A 16228-nucleotide genomic window follows, 5' to 3' on the forward strand; every position below is an offset into this window, starting at 1 on the left:
AGCGTGCTCGGCCTTACCGCTGCTCATGCGGCCTCGACCTGCACGGGCACGCCATTGAGCGCAGCATTACCGGAAACCGGGTCACGCAGGCGTTCATCCGTAAGGTCGTTGGCACTGACACCTGCTTGCGCCTGGGCAACCTGCAGCTGCACACCCTGGCGACCATGGCCGAAGCCATGGGGCAGGCTGACCACCCCGGGCATCATGTCTTCACAAGCCTGCACCTCGACCTCCAGCGTGCCGGTACGCGAACGGACACGCACCCGCTGACCATCCTGTAACTGCCGCTGCTGCAGGTCCTGCGGGTGCATGAGCAGTTGATGGCGCGGCTTGCCTTTGACCAGGCGATGGAAGTTGTGCATCCACGAGTTGTTGCTGCGCACGTGACGGCGGCCGATCAGCAGCAGCTCGCCCGGCGCTGGAGGCGCCTGCAGGGCCAACCGCTGCAGGTCATCCAACAGCACCTGCGGCGCGGCCTCGACGGCTTTGCTGGCGGTTGCCAGGCGCGTCGCCAGGTTGGCATGCAGCGGCCCCAGATCTAGCCCGTGAGGGTGCTCGTCCAGCGCCTGCAGCGAGAGCTTCCAGGCACTGGTTTCGCCATAGCGCCCCTTGCGCAGGGCCTGGTCGATCATCTGCGCTGGCGGCCAGGTCGGTTTCAGTTCAAGTTCGGCACGCTTGGCGAACGCCTGTGCCAAGCCGACGAAAATCTCCCAGTCATGCAAGGCGCCCGCCGGCTTGGCCAGGATAGCTCGATTGAAACGGGTCACGTTGCGCACGGCCAGCAGGTTGAAGGTGCTGTCGTAATGATCGTTTTCCAGCGCCGAAGTCGAAGGCAGGATCAGGTCGGCGTGGCGCGTGGTTTCATTGATGTAGAGGTCGATACTGAGCATGAACTCCAGGCCGTCCAGCGCCGCATCCAGCTGCCGGCCATTGGGCGTTGACAGCACCGGATTGCCGGCAACCGTCACAAGGGCGCGCACCTGCCCCTCTCCAGGGGTCAGCATCTCCTCGGCCAGGGCCGCCACCGGCAGCTCGCCTGCGTACTCCGGCAAGCCCGAAACCCGGCTCTGCCAGGCATTGAAATGGCCACCTGAAGTGGTCGCCACCAGATCGACCGCAGGCTCGGTACACAGCGCCCCACCCTCTCGGTCGAGGTTGCCGGTCACCAGGTTGATCAGCTGCACCAGCCAGTGACACAGCGTGCCGAACGCCTGGGTCGAGACCCCCATGCGCCCATAGCAGACCGCCTTGTCTGCAGCAGCGAAGTCCCGCGCCAGTTGGCGTATCTGAGTGGCGGTAACGCCACAGTGCGCACTCATCGCCTCCGCGCTGAACGGCAGGATCGCTTCGCGCACTTGCTGCAGGCCATTCACCGGCAATTGCGAGCCTCGTACAAGCTCCTCATCGAACAGGGTGTTGAGCAGGCCACAGAGCAAGGCAGCATCGCCACCGGGTCGGATGAACAGATGCTGGTCGGCCATGGCGGCGGTTTCACTGCGCCGGGGATCGACCACTACCAGGCGACCACCTCGCCCGCGCAGGGCTTTCAGGCGCTTTTCCACGTCGGGTACGGTCATGATGCTGCCATTGGAAGCCAGCGGATTGCCGCCGAGGATCAGCATGAAGTCGGTGTGGTCGATATCAGGGATCGGCAACAGCAGGCCGTGGCCGTACATCAGATGACTGGTCAGGTGCTGCGGCAGCTGGTCGACCGAGGTGGCGGAGAAGCGGTTTCGGGTCTTGAGCAGGCCGAGGAAGTAATTGCTGTGGGTCATCAGCCCATAGTTGTGCACGCTGGGGTTGCCTTGATAGACCGCCACGGCATTGCGCCCGTGGTTCTGCTGAACCTCCCACAGCCTGTCGGCGGCCAAGGCAAAGGCCTCGTCCCAGCCGATCGGCTGCCACTCGCTCCCCACCCGCCGGTGAGGTTGGCGCAGGCGGTCCGGGTCGTTCTGGATGTCCTGCAGCGCCACCGCCTTGGGGCAGATGTGACCGCGACTGAACGGATCCTCCGGGTCGCCCTTGATCGAGCTTATCAGCGCTCGCCCGTCGTCTTCGTGGCTGACTTCTATGTTCAGGCCGCAGATCGCTTCGCACAGGTGACAGGCACGGTGATGCAGGGTCTTGGTCATGGCCGCCTCTGCCTGGTTGTCGTAAGGAATCGTCGAACAATGACTATGCGCTGCAGCCCTTGCGCCGGCCAGCGCGCTTCGCGGCGTGAATCCCGCGACATCAGGCGCACGATTCGCGACAGCCATTTGCCAAATTGCCAGCAAGCCGTGTACAACCTTCTGTAGCAAATAAAAAACAGCACAGGCCCAAGGGGTACGACACCCTTTGCAACATCTTAAGAACGAGCTGCTGTTTCCCCTCTTGGTTTCAGGCGACATTTAATTATAGTATTGCGCCTTTCCCCATTTCGTCCGCCCCGTGCGGCTTACGCCGCAGGTCACTCCCGTTGTCAAAAAAAACCATACGGTCGACCTGCATACCGTTGCAGATAAGGTAGTCAATCATGAGCGCTAGGCACTTTCTCTCCCTGCTGGATTTCACCACCGACGAATTGCTCGGTGTGATCCGCCGAGGCATCGAGCTGAAGGACCTGCGCAAGCGAGGCGTGCTGTTCGAGCCCCTGAAGAACCGCGTGCTGGGCATGATCTTCGAGAAGTCCTCGACCCGTACCCGCGTGTCGTTCGAAGCCGGCATGATCCAGCTCGGTGGCCAGGCCATCTTCCTCTCGCCACGCGACACCCAGCTGGGCCGTGGCGAGCCGATCGGTGACAGCGCCATCGTGCTGTCGAGCATGCTCGACGTGGTGATGATCCGTACCCACGCCCACAGCACCCTGACCGAATTCGCCGCCAAATCCCGCGTGCCGGTGATCAACGCCCTGTCCGACGAGTCGCACCCGTGCCAGCTGCTGGCCGACATGCAGACCTTCCTCGAGCACCGCGGCTCGATCCAGGGCAAGACCGTGGCCTGGATCGGCGATGGCTTCAACATGTGCAACTCGTATATCGAAGCGGCCAAGCAGTTCGACTTCCAGCTGCGCATCGCCTGCCCGGAGGGCTATGAGCCCGACCCACGCTTCATGGCCCTGGGTGGCGACCACGTGCAGATCATCCGCGATCCGCAGGAAGCCGTGCGTGGTGCGCACCTGGTAACCACGGATGTCTGGACTTCCATGGGGCAGGAAGAGGAAACTGCAAGGCGCCTGGCGCATTTCGCGCCTTACCAGGTCACCCGCGCACTGCTCGACCTGGCGGCACCCGACGCCCTGTTCATGCACTGCCTGCCCGCCCACCGGGGCGAGGAAATCAGCCATGACCTGCTCGACGACCCTCGTTCGGTCGCCTGGGACCAGGCTGAAAACCGCTTGCATGCACAGAAGGCCCTTCTCGAATTCCTTGTCGAACCGGCTTACCACCACGCATGAGTCAACCCTTACTGCTCAACCTGCACAACCTCGCCTGCGGCTACGGCGAGCAGCGCATCGTCCAGAACCTCAACCTGCACCTGAACGCAGGCGACATCGGTTGCCTGCTGGGCTCGTCGGGTTGCGGCAAGACCACCACCCTGCGCGCCATCGCCGGTTTCGAGCCGGTGCACGAAGGTGAGATCCAGCTGGCCGGCGAGGTGATTTCCCGCGCCGGCTTCACCCTGGCACCGGAGAAACGCCGGATCGGCATGGTGTTCCAGGACTACGCCCTGTTCCCGCACCTGACCGTGGCGCAGAATATTGCCTTCGGTATCGCCAAGCACCCTAACCAGGCGCAGGTGATCGAAGAGATGCTTGAGCTGGTCAAGCTCGGCGGCCTCGGCGGGCGCTATCCGCATGAGCTGTCGGGCGGCCAGCAACAGCGTGTCGCCCTGGCGCGCGCACTGGCACCTGAGCCACAACTGCTACTGCTCGACGAGCCGTTCTCCAACCTCGACGTGGAACTGCGCCGGCGCCTCAGCCACGAAGTGCGCGACATCCTCAAGAGCCGCGGCACCAGTGCGATCCTGGTGACCCATGACCAGGAAGAGGCGTTTGCCGTCAGCGACCACGTGGGTGTGTTCAAGGAAGGCCGGCTGGAGCAGTGGGATACGCCCTACAACCTGTATCACGAACCGCAGACGCCGTTCGTGGCCAGTTTCGTCGGCCAGGGTTACTTCATCCGTGGCCAGATGAGCAGCCATGAGGCGGTCAATACCGAGTTGGGCGAGCTGCGTGGCAACCGCGCCTACACCATGGCGCCAGGCAGCTCGGTGGATGTGCTGCTGCGCCCTGATGACATCGTGTCGGCCCCGGGCAGCACGCTGCAGGCGAACATCGTCGGCAAGAGCTTCCTGGGTGCGTCGACACTGTACCGTTTGCAGTTGCCCACTGGCAGCCAGCTCGAAGCGATCTTCCCGAGCCATATCGACCACCAGGTGGGTGAGGATGTGGGGATTGCGGTGAAGGCCGACCACCTGGTGCTGTTCCCGGTGCCGGGTAGTGTCGCGACACATTCTGCGCGTCAGGAGAACGGGGTTCGCCGCTACAGTTCGGCGACCTGATTCAAGATGTTGGGGCCGCTATGCGGCCCCAACAATCTCAGCCTCTACCAATCCCGGCAAATTTGCCCTGGGTATGCTCAGCCAGCACCGCTGCCGCCAACTCGACCTCCAGCCCACGCCGTCCGGCGCTGACATGGATGGTTGCAAAATTCTGCGCCGAATCATCGATAAAGGTGCGCAGGCGCTTCTTCTGCCCCAACGGGCTGATCCCGCCCACCAGATAGCCCGTCGCCCGCTGAGCCGCCGCCGGGTCGGCCATTTCGCACTTCTTCACCCCAGCCGCATGGGCCAGGGCCTTGAGGTCCAGCGTCCCCACCACCGGCACCACCGCCACCAGCAATTCGCCCTTCTCGCTGCTCGCCAGCAAGGTCTTGAACACCTGCTGCGGATCGAGCCCGAGTTTTTCCGCCGCCTCCAGCCCGTATGACGCCGACTTGGGGTCATGTTCATAGCTGTGTACGCGATGTTCGGCGCGGGCCTTTTTCAACAGGTCGAGTGCGGGGGTCATGCAGTGCTCCGGTCTGGGACAGGTCGCGGCTACTTTAGGGCAATTCCTGCATCCCAGCCAGCCAATGGCTGACGCAGCCCTCTACGACGGGCATCAGCCTTTGAAACAGGCGACCAAAACGTGACTACCCGTTCACTTTCGACCTTTGACATCAGCGTTTCTTGTCTATATTTTTTCGTTTCTGAATAAATGGTGCCCTTTTTAGGTGCGCTTCTTAACACCCGCCTGGGGTCAATGGGGATAGACACCAGGCTTTGCTGTCGAGCGCTTCGCGCCTCACAACAAAAACAACGAGGTCATACATGACGACTGCTCTACGCGAACCCACGCTGTCCAGCCAATGCCTGGCCGAGTTCCTCGGCACCGCCTTGCTGATCTTCTTCGGTACCGGTTGTGTCGCCGCGCTCAAGGTTGCCGGCGCCAGCTTCGGGTTATGGGAAATCAGCATCATCTGGGGTGTCGGCGTGAGCATGGCGATCTACCTCACCGCCGGCATTTCCGGCGCGCACCTGAACCCGGCCGTGAGCATCGCACTCACCCTGTTCGCCGGCTTCGACAAGCGAAAGCTGCCGTTCTACGCGCTTGCCCAGGTCTGCGGTGCATTCTGCGGCGCCGCACTCGTTTACACGCTCTACAGCAACCTGTTCTTCGATTTCGAACAGGCCCACGCCATGCTGCGTGGCAGCACCGAAAGCCTGGAACTGGCCTCGGTATTCTCGACGTATCCGCACCCGTCACTGTCCACTGGCCAGGCGTTCCTGGTCGAAGTGGTGATCACCGCAATCCTGATGGCCGTGATCATGGCCCTGACCGATGACAACAATGGCCTGCCGCGCGGCGCCATGGCCCCGCTGCTGATCGGCCTGCTGATCGCCGTGATTGGCAGTGCCATGGGCCCGCTGACCGGTTTTGCGATGAACCCGGCCCGCGATTTCGGCCCCAAATTGATGACCTTCCTGGCTGGCTGGGGCGAAATCGCCTTCACTGGCGGTCGGGATATTCCGTATTTCCTGGTTCCGGTGCTCGCACCGATCCTCGGCGCTTGCCTGGGGGCTGCGACCTATCGCGGCCTGATCGCCCGCAACCTGCCGACGGCGCAAAGCGCAAGCGCCGAGACAACCGACAATCGCCAGGGCGATACTCAAGCCAACTGATGCTGACGCCCTGAATTCCTCTTTATGCAAGGCCTACGACCATGACAGACACCCAGGATAAGAACTACATCATCGCCCTGGACCAGGGCACCACCAGCTCGCGGGCGATCATCTTCGACCGCGATGCCAATGTGGTCGGCACCTCGCAGCGCGAGTTCGCCCAGCACTATCCGCAGGCTGGCTGGGTCGAGCACGACCCGATGGAGATCTTCGCCACCCAGAGCGCGACCATGGTCGAGGCCCTGGCCCAGGCCGGTATCAGCCATGCGCAGGTTGCCGCGCTGGGCATCACCAACCAGCGTGAAACCACCGTGGTGTGGGACAAGGAAACTGGCCGCCCGGTGTACAACGCCATCGTCTGGCAGTGCCGCCGCAGCACCGAGATCTGCGCCCAGATCAAGCGTGATGGCCATGAAGACTACATCCGCGAAGCCACCGGCCTGGTCACCGACCCGTACTTCTCCGGCACCAAGCTGAAGTGGATCCTCGACAATGTCGAAGGTGCCCGCGAACGCGCCGAGCGTGGCGAGCTGCTGTTCGGCACCATCGATACCTGGCTGATCTGGAAGTTCTCTGGTGGCAAGGTGCATGTCACCGACTACACCAACGCCTCGCGCACGCTGATGTTCAACATCCACAGCCTGCAGTGGGACGACAAGCTGCTGGAAATCCTCGGCATCCCGCGGCAGATGCTGCCCGAGGTCCGTCCGTCGTCGGAGGTCTACGGCCATACCAAGAGCGGCATCGCCATCGCCGGTATCGCTGGCGACCAGCAGTCGGCGCTGTTCGGCCAGATGTGCGTGGAACCGGGCCAGGCCAAGAACACCTATGGCACCGGCTGCTTCCTGCTGATGAACACTGGCGACAAGGCCGTGAAATCCTCCCACGGCCTGCTCACCACCATCGCCTGCGGCCCGCGTGGCGAGGTGGCCTATGCGCTGGAAGGCGCGGTATTCAACGGTGGTTCCACCGTACAGTGGTTGCGTGACGAGCTGAAAATCGTCAACGATGCACTGGATACCGAGTACTTCGCCAGCAAGGTCAAGGACAGCAACGGTGTGTATCTGGTGCCAGCCTTCACCGGTCTGGGTGCGCCGTACTGGGACCCTTATGCCCGTGGCGCGCTGTTCGGCCTGACCCGTGGCGTGAAGGTCGATCACATCATTCGCGCCGCGCTGGAATCGATCGCCTACCAGACCCGCGACGTGCTCGAAGCCATGCAGCAGGACTGCGGCCAGCGCCTGTCGGAGCTGCGCGTGGACGGTGGCGCAGTGGCCAACAACTTCCTCATGCAGTTCCAGGCCGACATCCTCGGCACCTGCGTTGAACGCCCGAAAATGCGCGAAACCACCGCCCTCGGCGCCGCCTACCTGGCAGGCCTGGCCTGTGGCTTCTGGAGCGGCCTGGAGGAACTGCGCGACAAGGCGATCATCGAGCGCGAGTTCAGCCCGCAGCTGGATGAGGCGCAGAAAGAGAAACTGTATGCCGGCTGGAAGAAGGCCGTCGACCGCACCCGTGACTGGGAAGATCACGAGGCGTAACACCACATGCGTGCTGACGCGGTCCCTGTGGGAGCGGCCTTGCGTCGCGAAAGGGCCGCAACGCGGCCCCACAGTTTCAGCGCAGACGCACAAACTTGCCGGGGCTGCTTTGCAGCCCTTTCCGACCGGTCCGGCGCCCCGGCAAGGCCGTTCCCACAATGACCGCGCGCTAATGCGCCATCGTCTACTGGCCGTAGTCCCCTTCCTACGGCATCATTGCAGAATTTGTCCGGCAGCCCCAAAGGACCGCCCATGAATCTGCCCCCACGCCAACAACAAATCCTCGAACTGGTGCGCGACCGCGGCTACGTCAGTATCGAAGAAATGGCGCAGCTGTTCGTCGTCACACCGCAAACCATCCGCCGCGACATCAACCAGCTGGCCGAGCTCAACCTGCTACGCCGCTACCACGGCGGTGCTGCCTATGATTCGAGCATCGAAAACACCGCCTATGCCATGCGCGCCGATCAGATGCGCGACGAAAAGCAGCGCATCGCCGAAGCCGTGGCGCAGCAGATCCCCGACCATGCCTCGCTATTCATCAACATCGGCACCACCACCGAATCGATTGCCCGGGCATTGCTCAACCACAACCACCTGAAAGTCATCACCAACAACCTGCATGTGGCTGCCATTCTGGCCGCCAAGGATGACTTCGAGGTTTTGGTAGCCGGTGGCACGGTACGTCGTGATGGCGGCGTGGTCGGCCAGGCCAGCGTCGACTTCATCAACCAGTTCAAGGTCGATTTCGCCCTGGTTGGCATCAGCGGCATCGATGAAGACGGCAGCCTGCTCGATTTCGATTATCAGGAAGTGCGGGTTTCCCAGGCGATCATCGCCAATGCTCGCCAGGTGGTACTCGCCGCCGACTCCAGCAAGTTCGGGCGCAACGCGATGGTGCGCCTCGGCTCGATCAGCCTGGTCGATTGCCTGGTGACCGACCAGGCACCTACCCCAGCCCTCACCCAATTGCTGAACCAGTACAAGATCCGCCTCGAAGTGGTCTGACCCCACGACGGGCCGTCGGCAGGCCCGTCATTTTCGTAAATGTTCACTTTATTGTCATCTGATCAGTTTTTTCTATAAAGACTGACTGGCGACCGGCTTTCTGTTGCGCTAGTATTTTCGGAAACGAACATTGATGTTCATATTCGATGTAAACAGCCTCAGGAGGCCTTGTCCGTGTCCCAGCCCGTCTCGCCCCAGCCCCCAGTCGCCGACTGCTACGACCTCGCCGTGATCGGCGGTGGCATCAATGGTGTGGGCATCGCTGCAGACGCCGCCGGGCGTGGCCTCAAGGTATTTCTCTGCGAAAAGGACGACCTGGCACAACACACCTCGTCGGCCAGCAGCAAGCTGATTCATGGCGGCCTGCGCTACCTGGAGCATTACGAGTTCCGTCTGGTCCGTGAAGCGCTGGCCGAGCGCGAAGTCCTGCTGGCAAAGGCCCCTCACATCGTCAAGCCAATGCGCTTCGTGCTGCCGCACCGCCCGCACCTGCGCCCGACCTGGATGATCCGTGCCGGTCTGTTCCTTTACGATCACCTCGGCAAGCGCAAGCGCCTGGGCGCCTCGCGCAGCCTGCGCTTCGGCCCGGGCTACCCGCTCAAGCCGGCGATCACCCGCGGTTTCGAATACGCCGACTGCGCGGTGGACGATGCTCGCCTGGTGGTGCTCAACGCCATGAGCGCCCGCGAAAACGGCGCGCACATCCACACCCACACCCGCTGCCTGCGCGCCGAACGCGTGGACGGCCTGTGGCAGGTTGAACTGCAGCATGCCGATGGCAGTGTGCAGAGCATTCGCGCGCGCGCCCTGGTGAATGCCGCCGGCCCTTGGGTGGCCAGCTTCATCAAGGATGACCTCAAGCTCGAGGCGCCTTACGGCATCCGCCTGATCCAGGGCAGCCACCTTATCGTGCCGCGTCTGTACGAGGGCGAACACGCCTACATCCTGCAGAACGAAGACCAGCGCATCGTCTTCTGCATTCCGTATCTGGACCGCTTCACCCTGATCGGCACCACCGACCGCGAGTACAGCGGCGACCCGGCCAAGGTGGCGATCACCGAACAGGAAACCGACTACCTGCTGAAGGTGGTCAACGAGCACTTCAATCACCAGATCAGCCGCAGCGACATCCTGCACACCTATTCGGGCGTGCGCCCACTGTGCAACGACGAATCGGACAACCCGTCGGCGGTGACCCGCGACTACACCCTGGCGTTGTCGGCCAGTGAAAACCAGGCACCGCTGCTGTCGGTTTTCGGCGGCAAGTTGACCACCTACCGCAAGCTGGCGGAATCGGCCATGGGTGAACTCAAGCCATTCTTCCCCCAGATGCGCGGCAGCTGGACAGCCACGGCACCGCTGCCGGGCGGCGAGAACATGACCACCGCCCAGGCTTTGAGCGACGCCATTCTGGCGCGCTGCGGCTGGCTGCCGGTGGACATAGCCAAGCGTTGGGCATCTACCTACGGCAGCCGTGTGTGGCGGTTGCTGGATGGCGTACACGGGCCTGAAGATCTCGGCCAGTCGATGGGTGGGGGCTTGTTCAGCCGTGAAGTGGACTACCTGAGCGATGAGGAATGGGCGCACGATGCCGACGACATCCTCTGGCGCCGGACCAAGCTGGGCCTGTTCACCAGCACCAGCGAACAACAAGCGCTGCGCAATTACCTTGCACAAGCACAACTGAAGCAGGCGGCGATCCGCGCCGCCTGACATCAAGCCGCACAGGGCAGCGCTTCGGGCGCTGCCCACGTTCACCTGAACCCAGGCAGGCGCCACTCAGGCCTGGGCGTTCAAGCGTTGCTGCAACTGCGAAGCCAGTGTGCGATAACACTCACGTTCGGCATCTTCATGTTCCTTGCGCAGTGCGTTCCCACGTTGGAGGTATTGCCACTCATTGATACGCTCGGCATTCACGTCGGCCAGGTTCTTTTCCTCTTGCTCCAGGAAAGACTCGGTTAGTTCATCGAATCGTTCTGGATAATGGTCACGCGCATACGTCTGCCAAAACGGTCGATCCGCCAGCGAGTCGATCAGCCGCTGCGGGGTTTCTCTCGAAAGCACTCGCCCTTCGACGCCGATCAGATCCCGATTGCTTACATTGGCGAACATCGGGTAATGCATTTGGTCAGCCTCGATCGGCAAGCCAAGTGAATGCATCAGCCGGGTCCGAAAAAACAGCCGAACCTCGATATCGTCAACTTCGTTTCCGCTCTCGCGCGCATCTTTGATATGCAATGCAGCAGCATTGTCGACCTCGTCCAGACGAAAATAGGCGCGCCCCAACCTCCACAGCTCACCCTCGAGTTGCCTGCCGCCTAAGCCACCAAGAGCACGTTCCGCCTGTACTGCCACCTCCAGCTCATTCAGGATGTAAAGCAAACGGTCATCACAGGTAGCAGCTCCGCCAGCTACCTCGAACATTCGTACGCGCAACGGCTCATGCTGCTCGCAAAACTTCAGAATGCTCCAGATACGTCGGCGGTAGTGCTCAGGGTATCGCAAGAAATCCCGGCCATCGGTGAAGTCCGCCAGAAAACGAAACAGGTCGCTCGACCCCTGCTCGGCGCGCAGGGCCTCCCATGTCGCGGCGTAACGCTCTCGCTGCGTCCCTTGCTGTGGCCCCAGCCAGTCGGAAAGCACCCGCTCATTGACCGCCTGATGCCGGTAGGCTGCGCTTCTGCGCCCCTCGCCCGCAGCCACCTCATCCACCAGTCTCCGGCTGGCCGTATCCAGCGGGTTGTCATGCAACGCGGTTCGCTGCAGCCGGTCTCGCAGCAGGCGTATGTCCTGGCGTAACTGGACGATCCTGTTCTCACGCAGGTCAAGATGGGCGCGTGGGGGGATCTGCATAGGCAACTCAGTCAGCTGTGTGTCACGCAGGTTCACCCGCTGAAGATTACGCATGGCCATCAGCGACGGCGACTGAACCAGCGGGTTGCGGGCCAGATCCAGCGTATGCAGACGTTGCAGGGTAACCAGTCGAGCCTGATCCGCCGGGCTGATGGTCAGGCGATTGTCGCTGAGCCGCAGCTCCCGCAATTGCGTCAGGCGCTCGATACCTGGCGGGATGGCCTCAAGCCTGTTACCCCGCAGATCAAGCGACAGCAGATTGGGAAAGCGCGCCAGGAAGTCTTGTGACAATTCGGTCAGGCCCATATCGGTCAGACGCATCCTGCGCACGTGGCCAAAATCCAGCGCTTGCGGTAGATCAGGCAAGCGCCCCACGCGCTGGCCACTGATGTCCAGCACATAGTCCCCGGCATCGTTGGTAATCTTGCGGCGCCAGCTCCTGCGCAACGCTCGTGCAACACGATGGCGCCGCCACACGTCCCGCGGGCCCTCAGCCTGCCCACGCCAGCTGCGCAATGCACTACGCAGATTGTTCAGGTGAGCGTCCAGGTCGATGTAGTGCTCCCATAAGCCGACATTACGCCCCATGACACCTTCCAGATAGGCATTCAACTGCTCATCGTTCAGTGTCGGGAAAATGCGATGGATACCACACCTGATAGCCCGCCGACTGCTGCCTGCGCCTCCACTGAGCGAGTAGCCCAGGCGTCCATCCCCGAAACGTCGGGGCGGCCGCAGCCTGTTATCGGCCGCAGCCAAGCCTATGATTTCACCCGCAGCCTCTCGATCAGCGGACGCAGCCCCTACCAAACGTTCGCGCAAGGCCTGCGGGGAGAGTTCCCTGCCCGGCAGCAGTAGCAACTGCTGATCAGCATCCAACGTAAGTTTCAGCGCCTCCAGCAACTCCAGCGTCTGATCTGACGCGCCAATCGTGTAATGCTGCTGATGCTTGACGATCGTGCGGACCTCGCCCGCCTCGGCCGCCCCGCTGCGCGCCAGTAACCGTCCATCCAACGCCCCGTCGCGCAACTCGACAGCTATCGACTCGGGCCAGGGTGCGAGCTTGTCAACCAAACCTATTGCCAGACGTTCAGTGTCGGCATTTGCCATCCGCGCCCATTGCAGGCCGACACAGGCCCGATCGAGGCGCTGGTCTCGCATGTACCAACGTGCTCGTTGCGCGAGGCTCAGCGGTACTCGCTGGTGCTTGTGCAAACTGTCGAACTGGACGTCGGTCAAATCATCGAGAATCTCCCGGCTTCCTCGCGCAGACAACCCGGGAAAGGTTTTGCGAACAAGCTGCTCTGTCTCATTCAGCGGTGGTTCCCGTCGGATCTGCTCCGTGTCCAGCGACTCGCCATACAACTCAGGCAGCTGTTCCCGTATCTGGTACAACTCCCAGACATCTGCAATCCGTGCAGGCGGGCCCATGTTCTCCAGGTGCAGTCGCCTGATGCTGGCCTGGTCGAAACCGGTGATTCGCAGCAGCTGCTCCGCGACGTCCTCAGGCATCTCGCCAAAACTGTGCTGCATGCGGCGCAGCAACGCGCTGCCCTGCCAACGTTGCCGATACTCCAGCTCGTGAAACTGCCCACCGGCGGGATTTTCATGGACCTCTGGAGCGAAGGCGTCTTCACGCAGGGGGTGTTTCAAGCGAGTAATCCCTGAGGCACTGTCCTCGACGACACGGTAATAGGCGTTGTCGATGCTCAACAGCTCTTGCGCGTGACCAGCCGCTCCCGCACCTTGCACGCGATAGGCCGCCAGGTCACTGGCACACAAGCGTACTTGCCCAGAAGGCAGGCAAACCGGCGCAAGCTCATCAACGAACGCGTAGCGATCAAGCGTCTTGAGCACCACACTGCTGCCCTTCGCTATCAATGCGCCGAGAACGATGTTTTCCGCGACACCGAACAGGTGGTCCAGTGCGCCTTGCCTGTCACCCCGTTGCCAGTCCTGGTAACCCTCGTAGACCTCATTGACGATATCCAATGCTCCGACCACCAGCAGCACTTCGCCAACGACAGGCAGGAACAAGCCGGCAAGGTTGACAAGCCCCATACCCATGGACGTGTAAAAACTCAAACGCTCACGCCGGTCCTGTTCGTCTTCGTCAGCGGTAGGAACAGCCAGCACGCGCGCATCATCGAACAACTTTGCGATATGCAGGGCTGCCAGGTGCTCGAAACACGGCGTATCAATAGGTAGGTTGCGCGCATCGAGTTCAGCGTCACCGCTGGCTGGCTTTCCAGCAACACGTTGCAGCAGAAGTTGATGAAAGCCGGAGCGGTCCCGCTCGCTGATAAATCGGAAGAAAAATGCCTGGTACGCGGGTTTTGCAAGCCGCTTGGCCAACTCGCTGTACAAGGCCTCCCAAGATGGGAAGGACGTCAACGCGCCATGAGGATCACCCGGGATCCACACCAGGACTTGCGATCCGGGCATGGCGCTGATTTCAAAGGTAGCCACCCCCCGGATCTGTTTGCCCAGCAGATACAGCTGGCGAGCAACCGTCGTACCCGTCAGCGCCGGCACTACCGGCCGCTTCGACATTATCGGCAGTAGATGCAGATAGCAGGCTTCATCCACAGTGCCTTGCATGGCGGCCATGCGTACGTCTACTTCGAACCGTGCCCGTACACTGTTTTCGAAAAGCCGTCGCACGCGCAAAGCAGCTGCACCCGCTGACTCGCCTGGAGCATCTTTGGGCTTGAGATGCTCCTCCAGCAGTTCCTGGTATCGCCGCCCAAGGTCAAGTTCACGGCACATGCCGGCAAACGCGGTAAAGCCGATTGGCAACTGTCTGCCCTGCTCATCGACCAGCTGGCCTTTGCGCCCAGTCACGGGCCGCGTGTCGGCGACATGATAGTTATGCAAGGCAGCTGCGAGCACTACTTGCTTCTCGTGGGACACTACATGCAAGGGGGACACTGTCAGCGAAACAGTGGGTAACAAGGTTTCCTGCCTGATTCGGACCCAGCACGTCCTTGCATCGATCTGCCTGACGCCACGATGGCTCAGGCTCGCGTGCAACAGTGGCAGTGCAAACTGATCGAGCGGTGTAACGTGCCGCATGACCTCATGCAGATGGTGCGTGGCATTGTCCTGCTCGCGAAGCGCGGCGTGCAGGGCCCGCAAGCGGTCAAGCGAGGCCTTGGTCAGCCAGTCGGGCAAACGGCCTTCGATGAACGTATCGATTGAAGCAGCGTGGAACAGGCTCATGCGACTCTCCCTTGTGGAAATCGCAAGATCACCATGCGCCGCGACACGTTCTGCGTTACTTATTGCTGATCCCGTCAATCAGCGTCCCGACTCGCCATTCGTTCGGATTTCCGCTCGCGACAAATCGATTCATTCGGAAAGCCGAACACCAACTGTAGGGGCGTGCACGTCAAAAAAGCTTAATCCCCAGCGTTTTCGCGGCGTTATGATCAGTACCAGAGCTTGGCACGACTCATGCTCTACACTTGGTAGCCGAATGCACTCGCTTCTTGCTGTATTCGTTGAACGAAAGAGTCCGCCAACGGCTCCATAAAAAAAACAAACACGTCGAGGAAAATTTGATGCGTATCGTTCGTCATCTGTTGGGCGCAACCATCGCCGCCGCGATCATCGCTTCGCCAGCCATGGCTGAAGAACTGACCGGTACCCTGAAGAAGATCAAGGACTCGGGCACCATCACCCTGGGCCACCGCGACTCTTCCATTCCATTTTCCTACCTGGCCGGCGGTCAAACGCCCGTGGGTTACTCCCATGACATCCAACTGGCTGTCGTCGATGCCCTGAAGAAGCAACTGGGTACCGACATCAAGGTCAAGTACAACCTGGTCACTTCCCAGACCCGCATCCCGCTGGTGCAGAACGGCACCGTCGACCTTGAGTGCGGCTCCACCACCAACAACGTCGAGCGCCAGCAGCAAGTCGGCTTCTCGGTCGGCATCTTCGAAGTCGGTACCCGCCTGCTGACCAAGGTCAAGGACGGTCAGCCTTCCTACAAGGACTTCCCGGACCTGGCCGGCAAGAACGTGGTGACCACCGCCGGTACCACCTCCGAGCGCATCCTCAAGGCGATGAACGCCGACAAGCAGATGAAGATGAACGTGATTTCCGCCAAGGACCACGGTGAAGCCTTCAACATGCTCGAAAGCGGCCGCGCCGTGGCCTTCATGATGGACGACGCCCTGCTCGCCGGCGAAATGGCCAAGGCGCGCAAGCCGGCCGACTGGGTTATCACCGGTACTCCACAGTCGTACGAAATCTACGGCTGCATGGTGCGCAAGGATGACCCGGCCTTCAAGAAAGCGGTCGATGACGCCATCGTTGCCTACTTCAAGTCGGGCGAAGTCAACAAGAGCTACGACAAGTGGTTCACCCAGCCGATCCCGCCAAAGGGCCTCAACCTGAACTTCCAGATGAGCGACGAGCTGAAGAAACTAATCGCCGAGCCGACCGACAAGGCCGCGGACGAGAAGAAGTCCTGATCCTCAGTCAATAGTGGCCTGGTGCGCATCCGCACACGATTGAACCCACAGGCCACGCTTTAGTGTCTACCCTTTCATCCGAGGGCGTTCATCGCCCTTGGATGCTCGAAGGTGCCCGTGAAACAACCGTCTGAGGGGAAA

At 61.6% G+C, this 16228-nt stretch carries 10 protein-coding genes; 7 read left to right on the top strand and 3 right to left on the bottom strand.

Going from position 1 to position 16228, the window contains the following annotated elements; genetic code table 11:
- Positions 1-23: 23 nt before the first annotated feature.
- Positions 24-2132: a molybdopterin-dependent oxidoreductase gene (locus tag J7573_RS04835; protein ID WP_294326490.1), complete on the bottom strand. Its 2109-nt coding sequence runs from the start codon at positions 2130-2132 to the stop codon at positions 24-26.
- 383 nt (positions 2133-2515) lie between these two features.
- Between J7573_RS04835 and argF the strand changes: the two genes are divergently transcribed.
- Together argF and J7573_RS04845 are read left to right on the top strand one after the other, a co-directional pair.
- A complete protein-coding gene (gene argF / locus J7573_RS04840; protein WP_060512706.1) occupies positions 2516-3436 on the top strand; it encodes an ornithine carbamoyltransferase in 921 nt (306 codons plus the stop codon).
- A complete protein-coding gene (locus J7573_RS04845; protein ID WP_294326496.1) occupies positions 3433-4542 on the top strand; it encodes an ABC transporter ATP-binding protein in 1110 nt (369 codons plus the stop codon). The genes argF and J7573_RS04845 overlap by 4 nt, the downstream gene beginning before the upstream one ends.
- A gap of 37 nt (positions 4543-4579) precedes the next feature.
- Here the strand turns inward: J7573_RS04845 and ybaK are convergent, their stop codons facing one another.
- The gene (gene ybaK, locus J7573_RS04850) at positions 4580-5050 is read right to left on the bottom strand and encodes a Cys-tRNA(Pro) deacylase (protein ID WP_294326499.1); all 471 of its coding nucleotides are present in this window, start codon (positions 5048-5050) and stop codon (positions 4580-4582) included.
- 302 nt (positions 5051-5352) lie between these two features.
- Between ybaK and J7573_RS04855 the strand changes: the two genes are divergently transcribed.
- From J7573_RS04855 to glpD, 4 genes are all read left to right on the top strand, one after another.
- Entirely contained in the window at positions 5353-6204 is an 852-nt protein-coding gene (locus J7573_RS04855; protein WP_294326500.1) for an MIP/aquaporin family protein, read from the top strand.
- Positions 6205-6245: 41 nt separating this feature from the next.
- A complete protein-coding gene (gene glpK / locus J7573_RS04860) occupies positions 6246-7745 on the top strand; it encodes a glycerol kinase GlpK (RefSeq protein ID WP_294326502.1) in 1500 nt (499 codons plus the stop codon).
- Between the two features lie 252 nt (positions 7746-7997).
- Complete coding sequence (gene glpR / locus J7573_RS04865; RefSeq protein WP_294326504.1) at positions 7998-8753, top strand: DNA-binding transcriptional repressor GlpR; 756 nt, start codon at positions 7998-8000, stop codon at positions 8751-8753.
- 174 nt (positions 8754-8927) lie between these two features.
- Positions 8928-10466 (top strand): glycerol-3-phosphate dehydrogenase, encoded by a 1539-nt coding sequence (glpD, locus tag J7573_RS04870; protein WP_294326506.1) that lies wholly within the window; start codon positions 8928-8930, stop codon positions 10464-10466.
- A 66-nt stretch (positions 10467-10532) separates the two neighbouring features.
- On the opposite strand, the gene J7573_RS04875 is transcribed toward glpD, so the two are convergent.
- Positions 10533-14828: an NEL-type E3 ubiquitin ligase domain-containing protein gene (locus tag J7573_RS04875; protein WP_294326508.1), complete on the bottom strand. Its 4296-nt coding sequence runs from the start codon at positions 14826-14828 to the stop codon at positions 10533-10535.
- A 341-nt stretch (positions 14829-15169) separates the two neighbouring features.
- Here J7573_RS04875 and J7573_RS04880 point away from each other — a divergent pair, with 341 nt between their 5' ends.
- Positions 15170-16087 carry a glutamate/aspartate ABC transporter substrate-binding protein gene (locus J7573_RS04880; protein WP_159409111.1) on the top strand — a complete coding sequence of 306 codons (918 nt, stop codon included), beginning with the start codon at positions 15170-15172 and terminating at the stop codon, positions 16085-16087.
- Positions 16088-16228: the final 141 nt, after the last annotated feature.

The sequence above is a fragment of the Pseudomonas sp. genome (genome assembly GCF_017744435.1).
In the GTDB taxonomy this organism is placed as follows: domain Bacteria; phylum Pseudomonadota; class Gammaproteobacteria; order Pseudomonadales; family Pseudomonadaceae; genus Aquipseudomonas.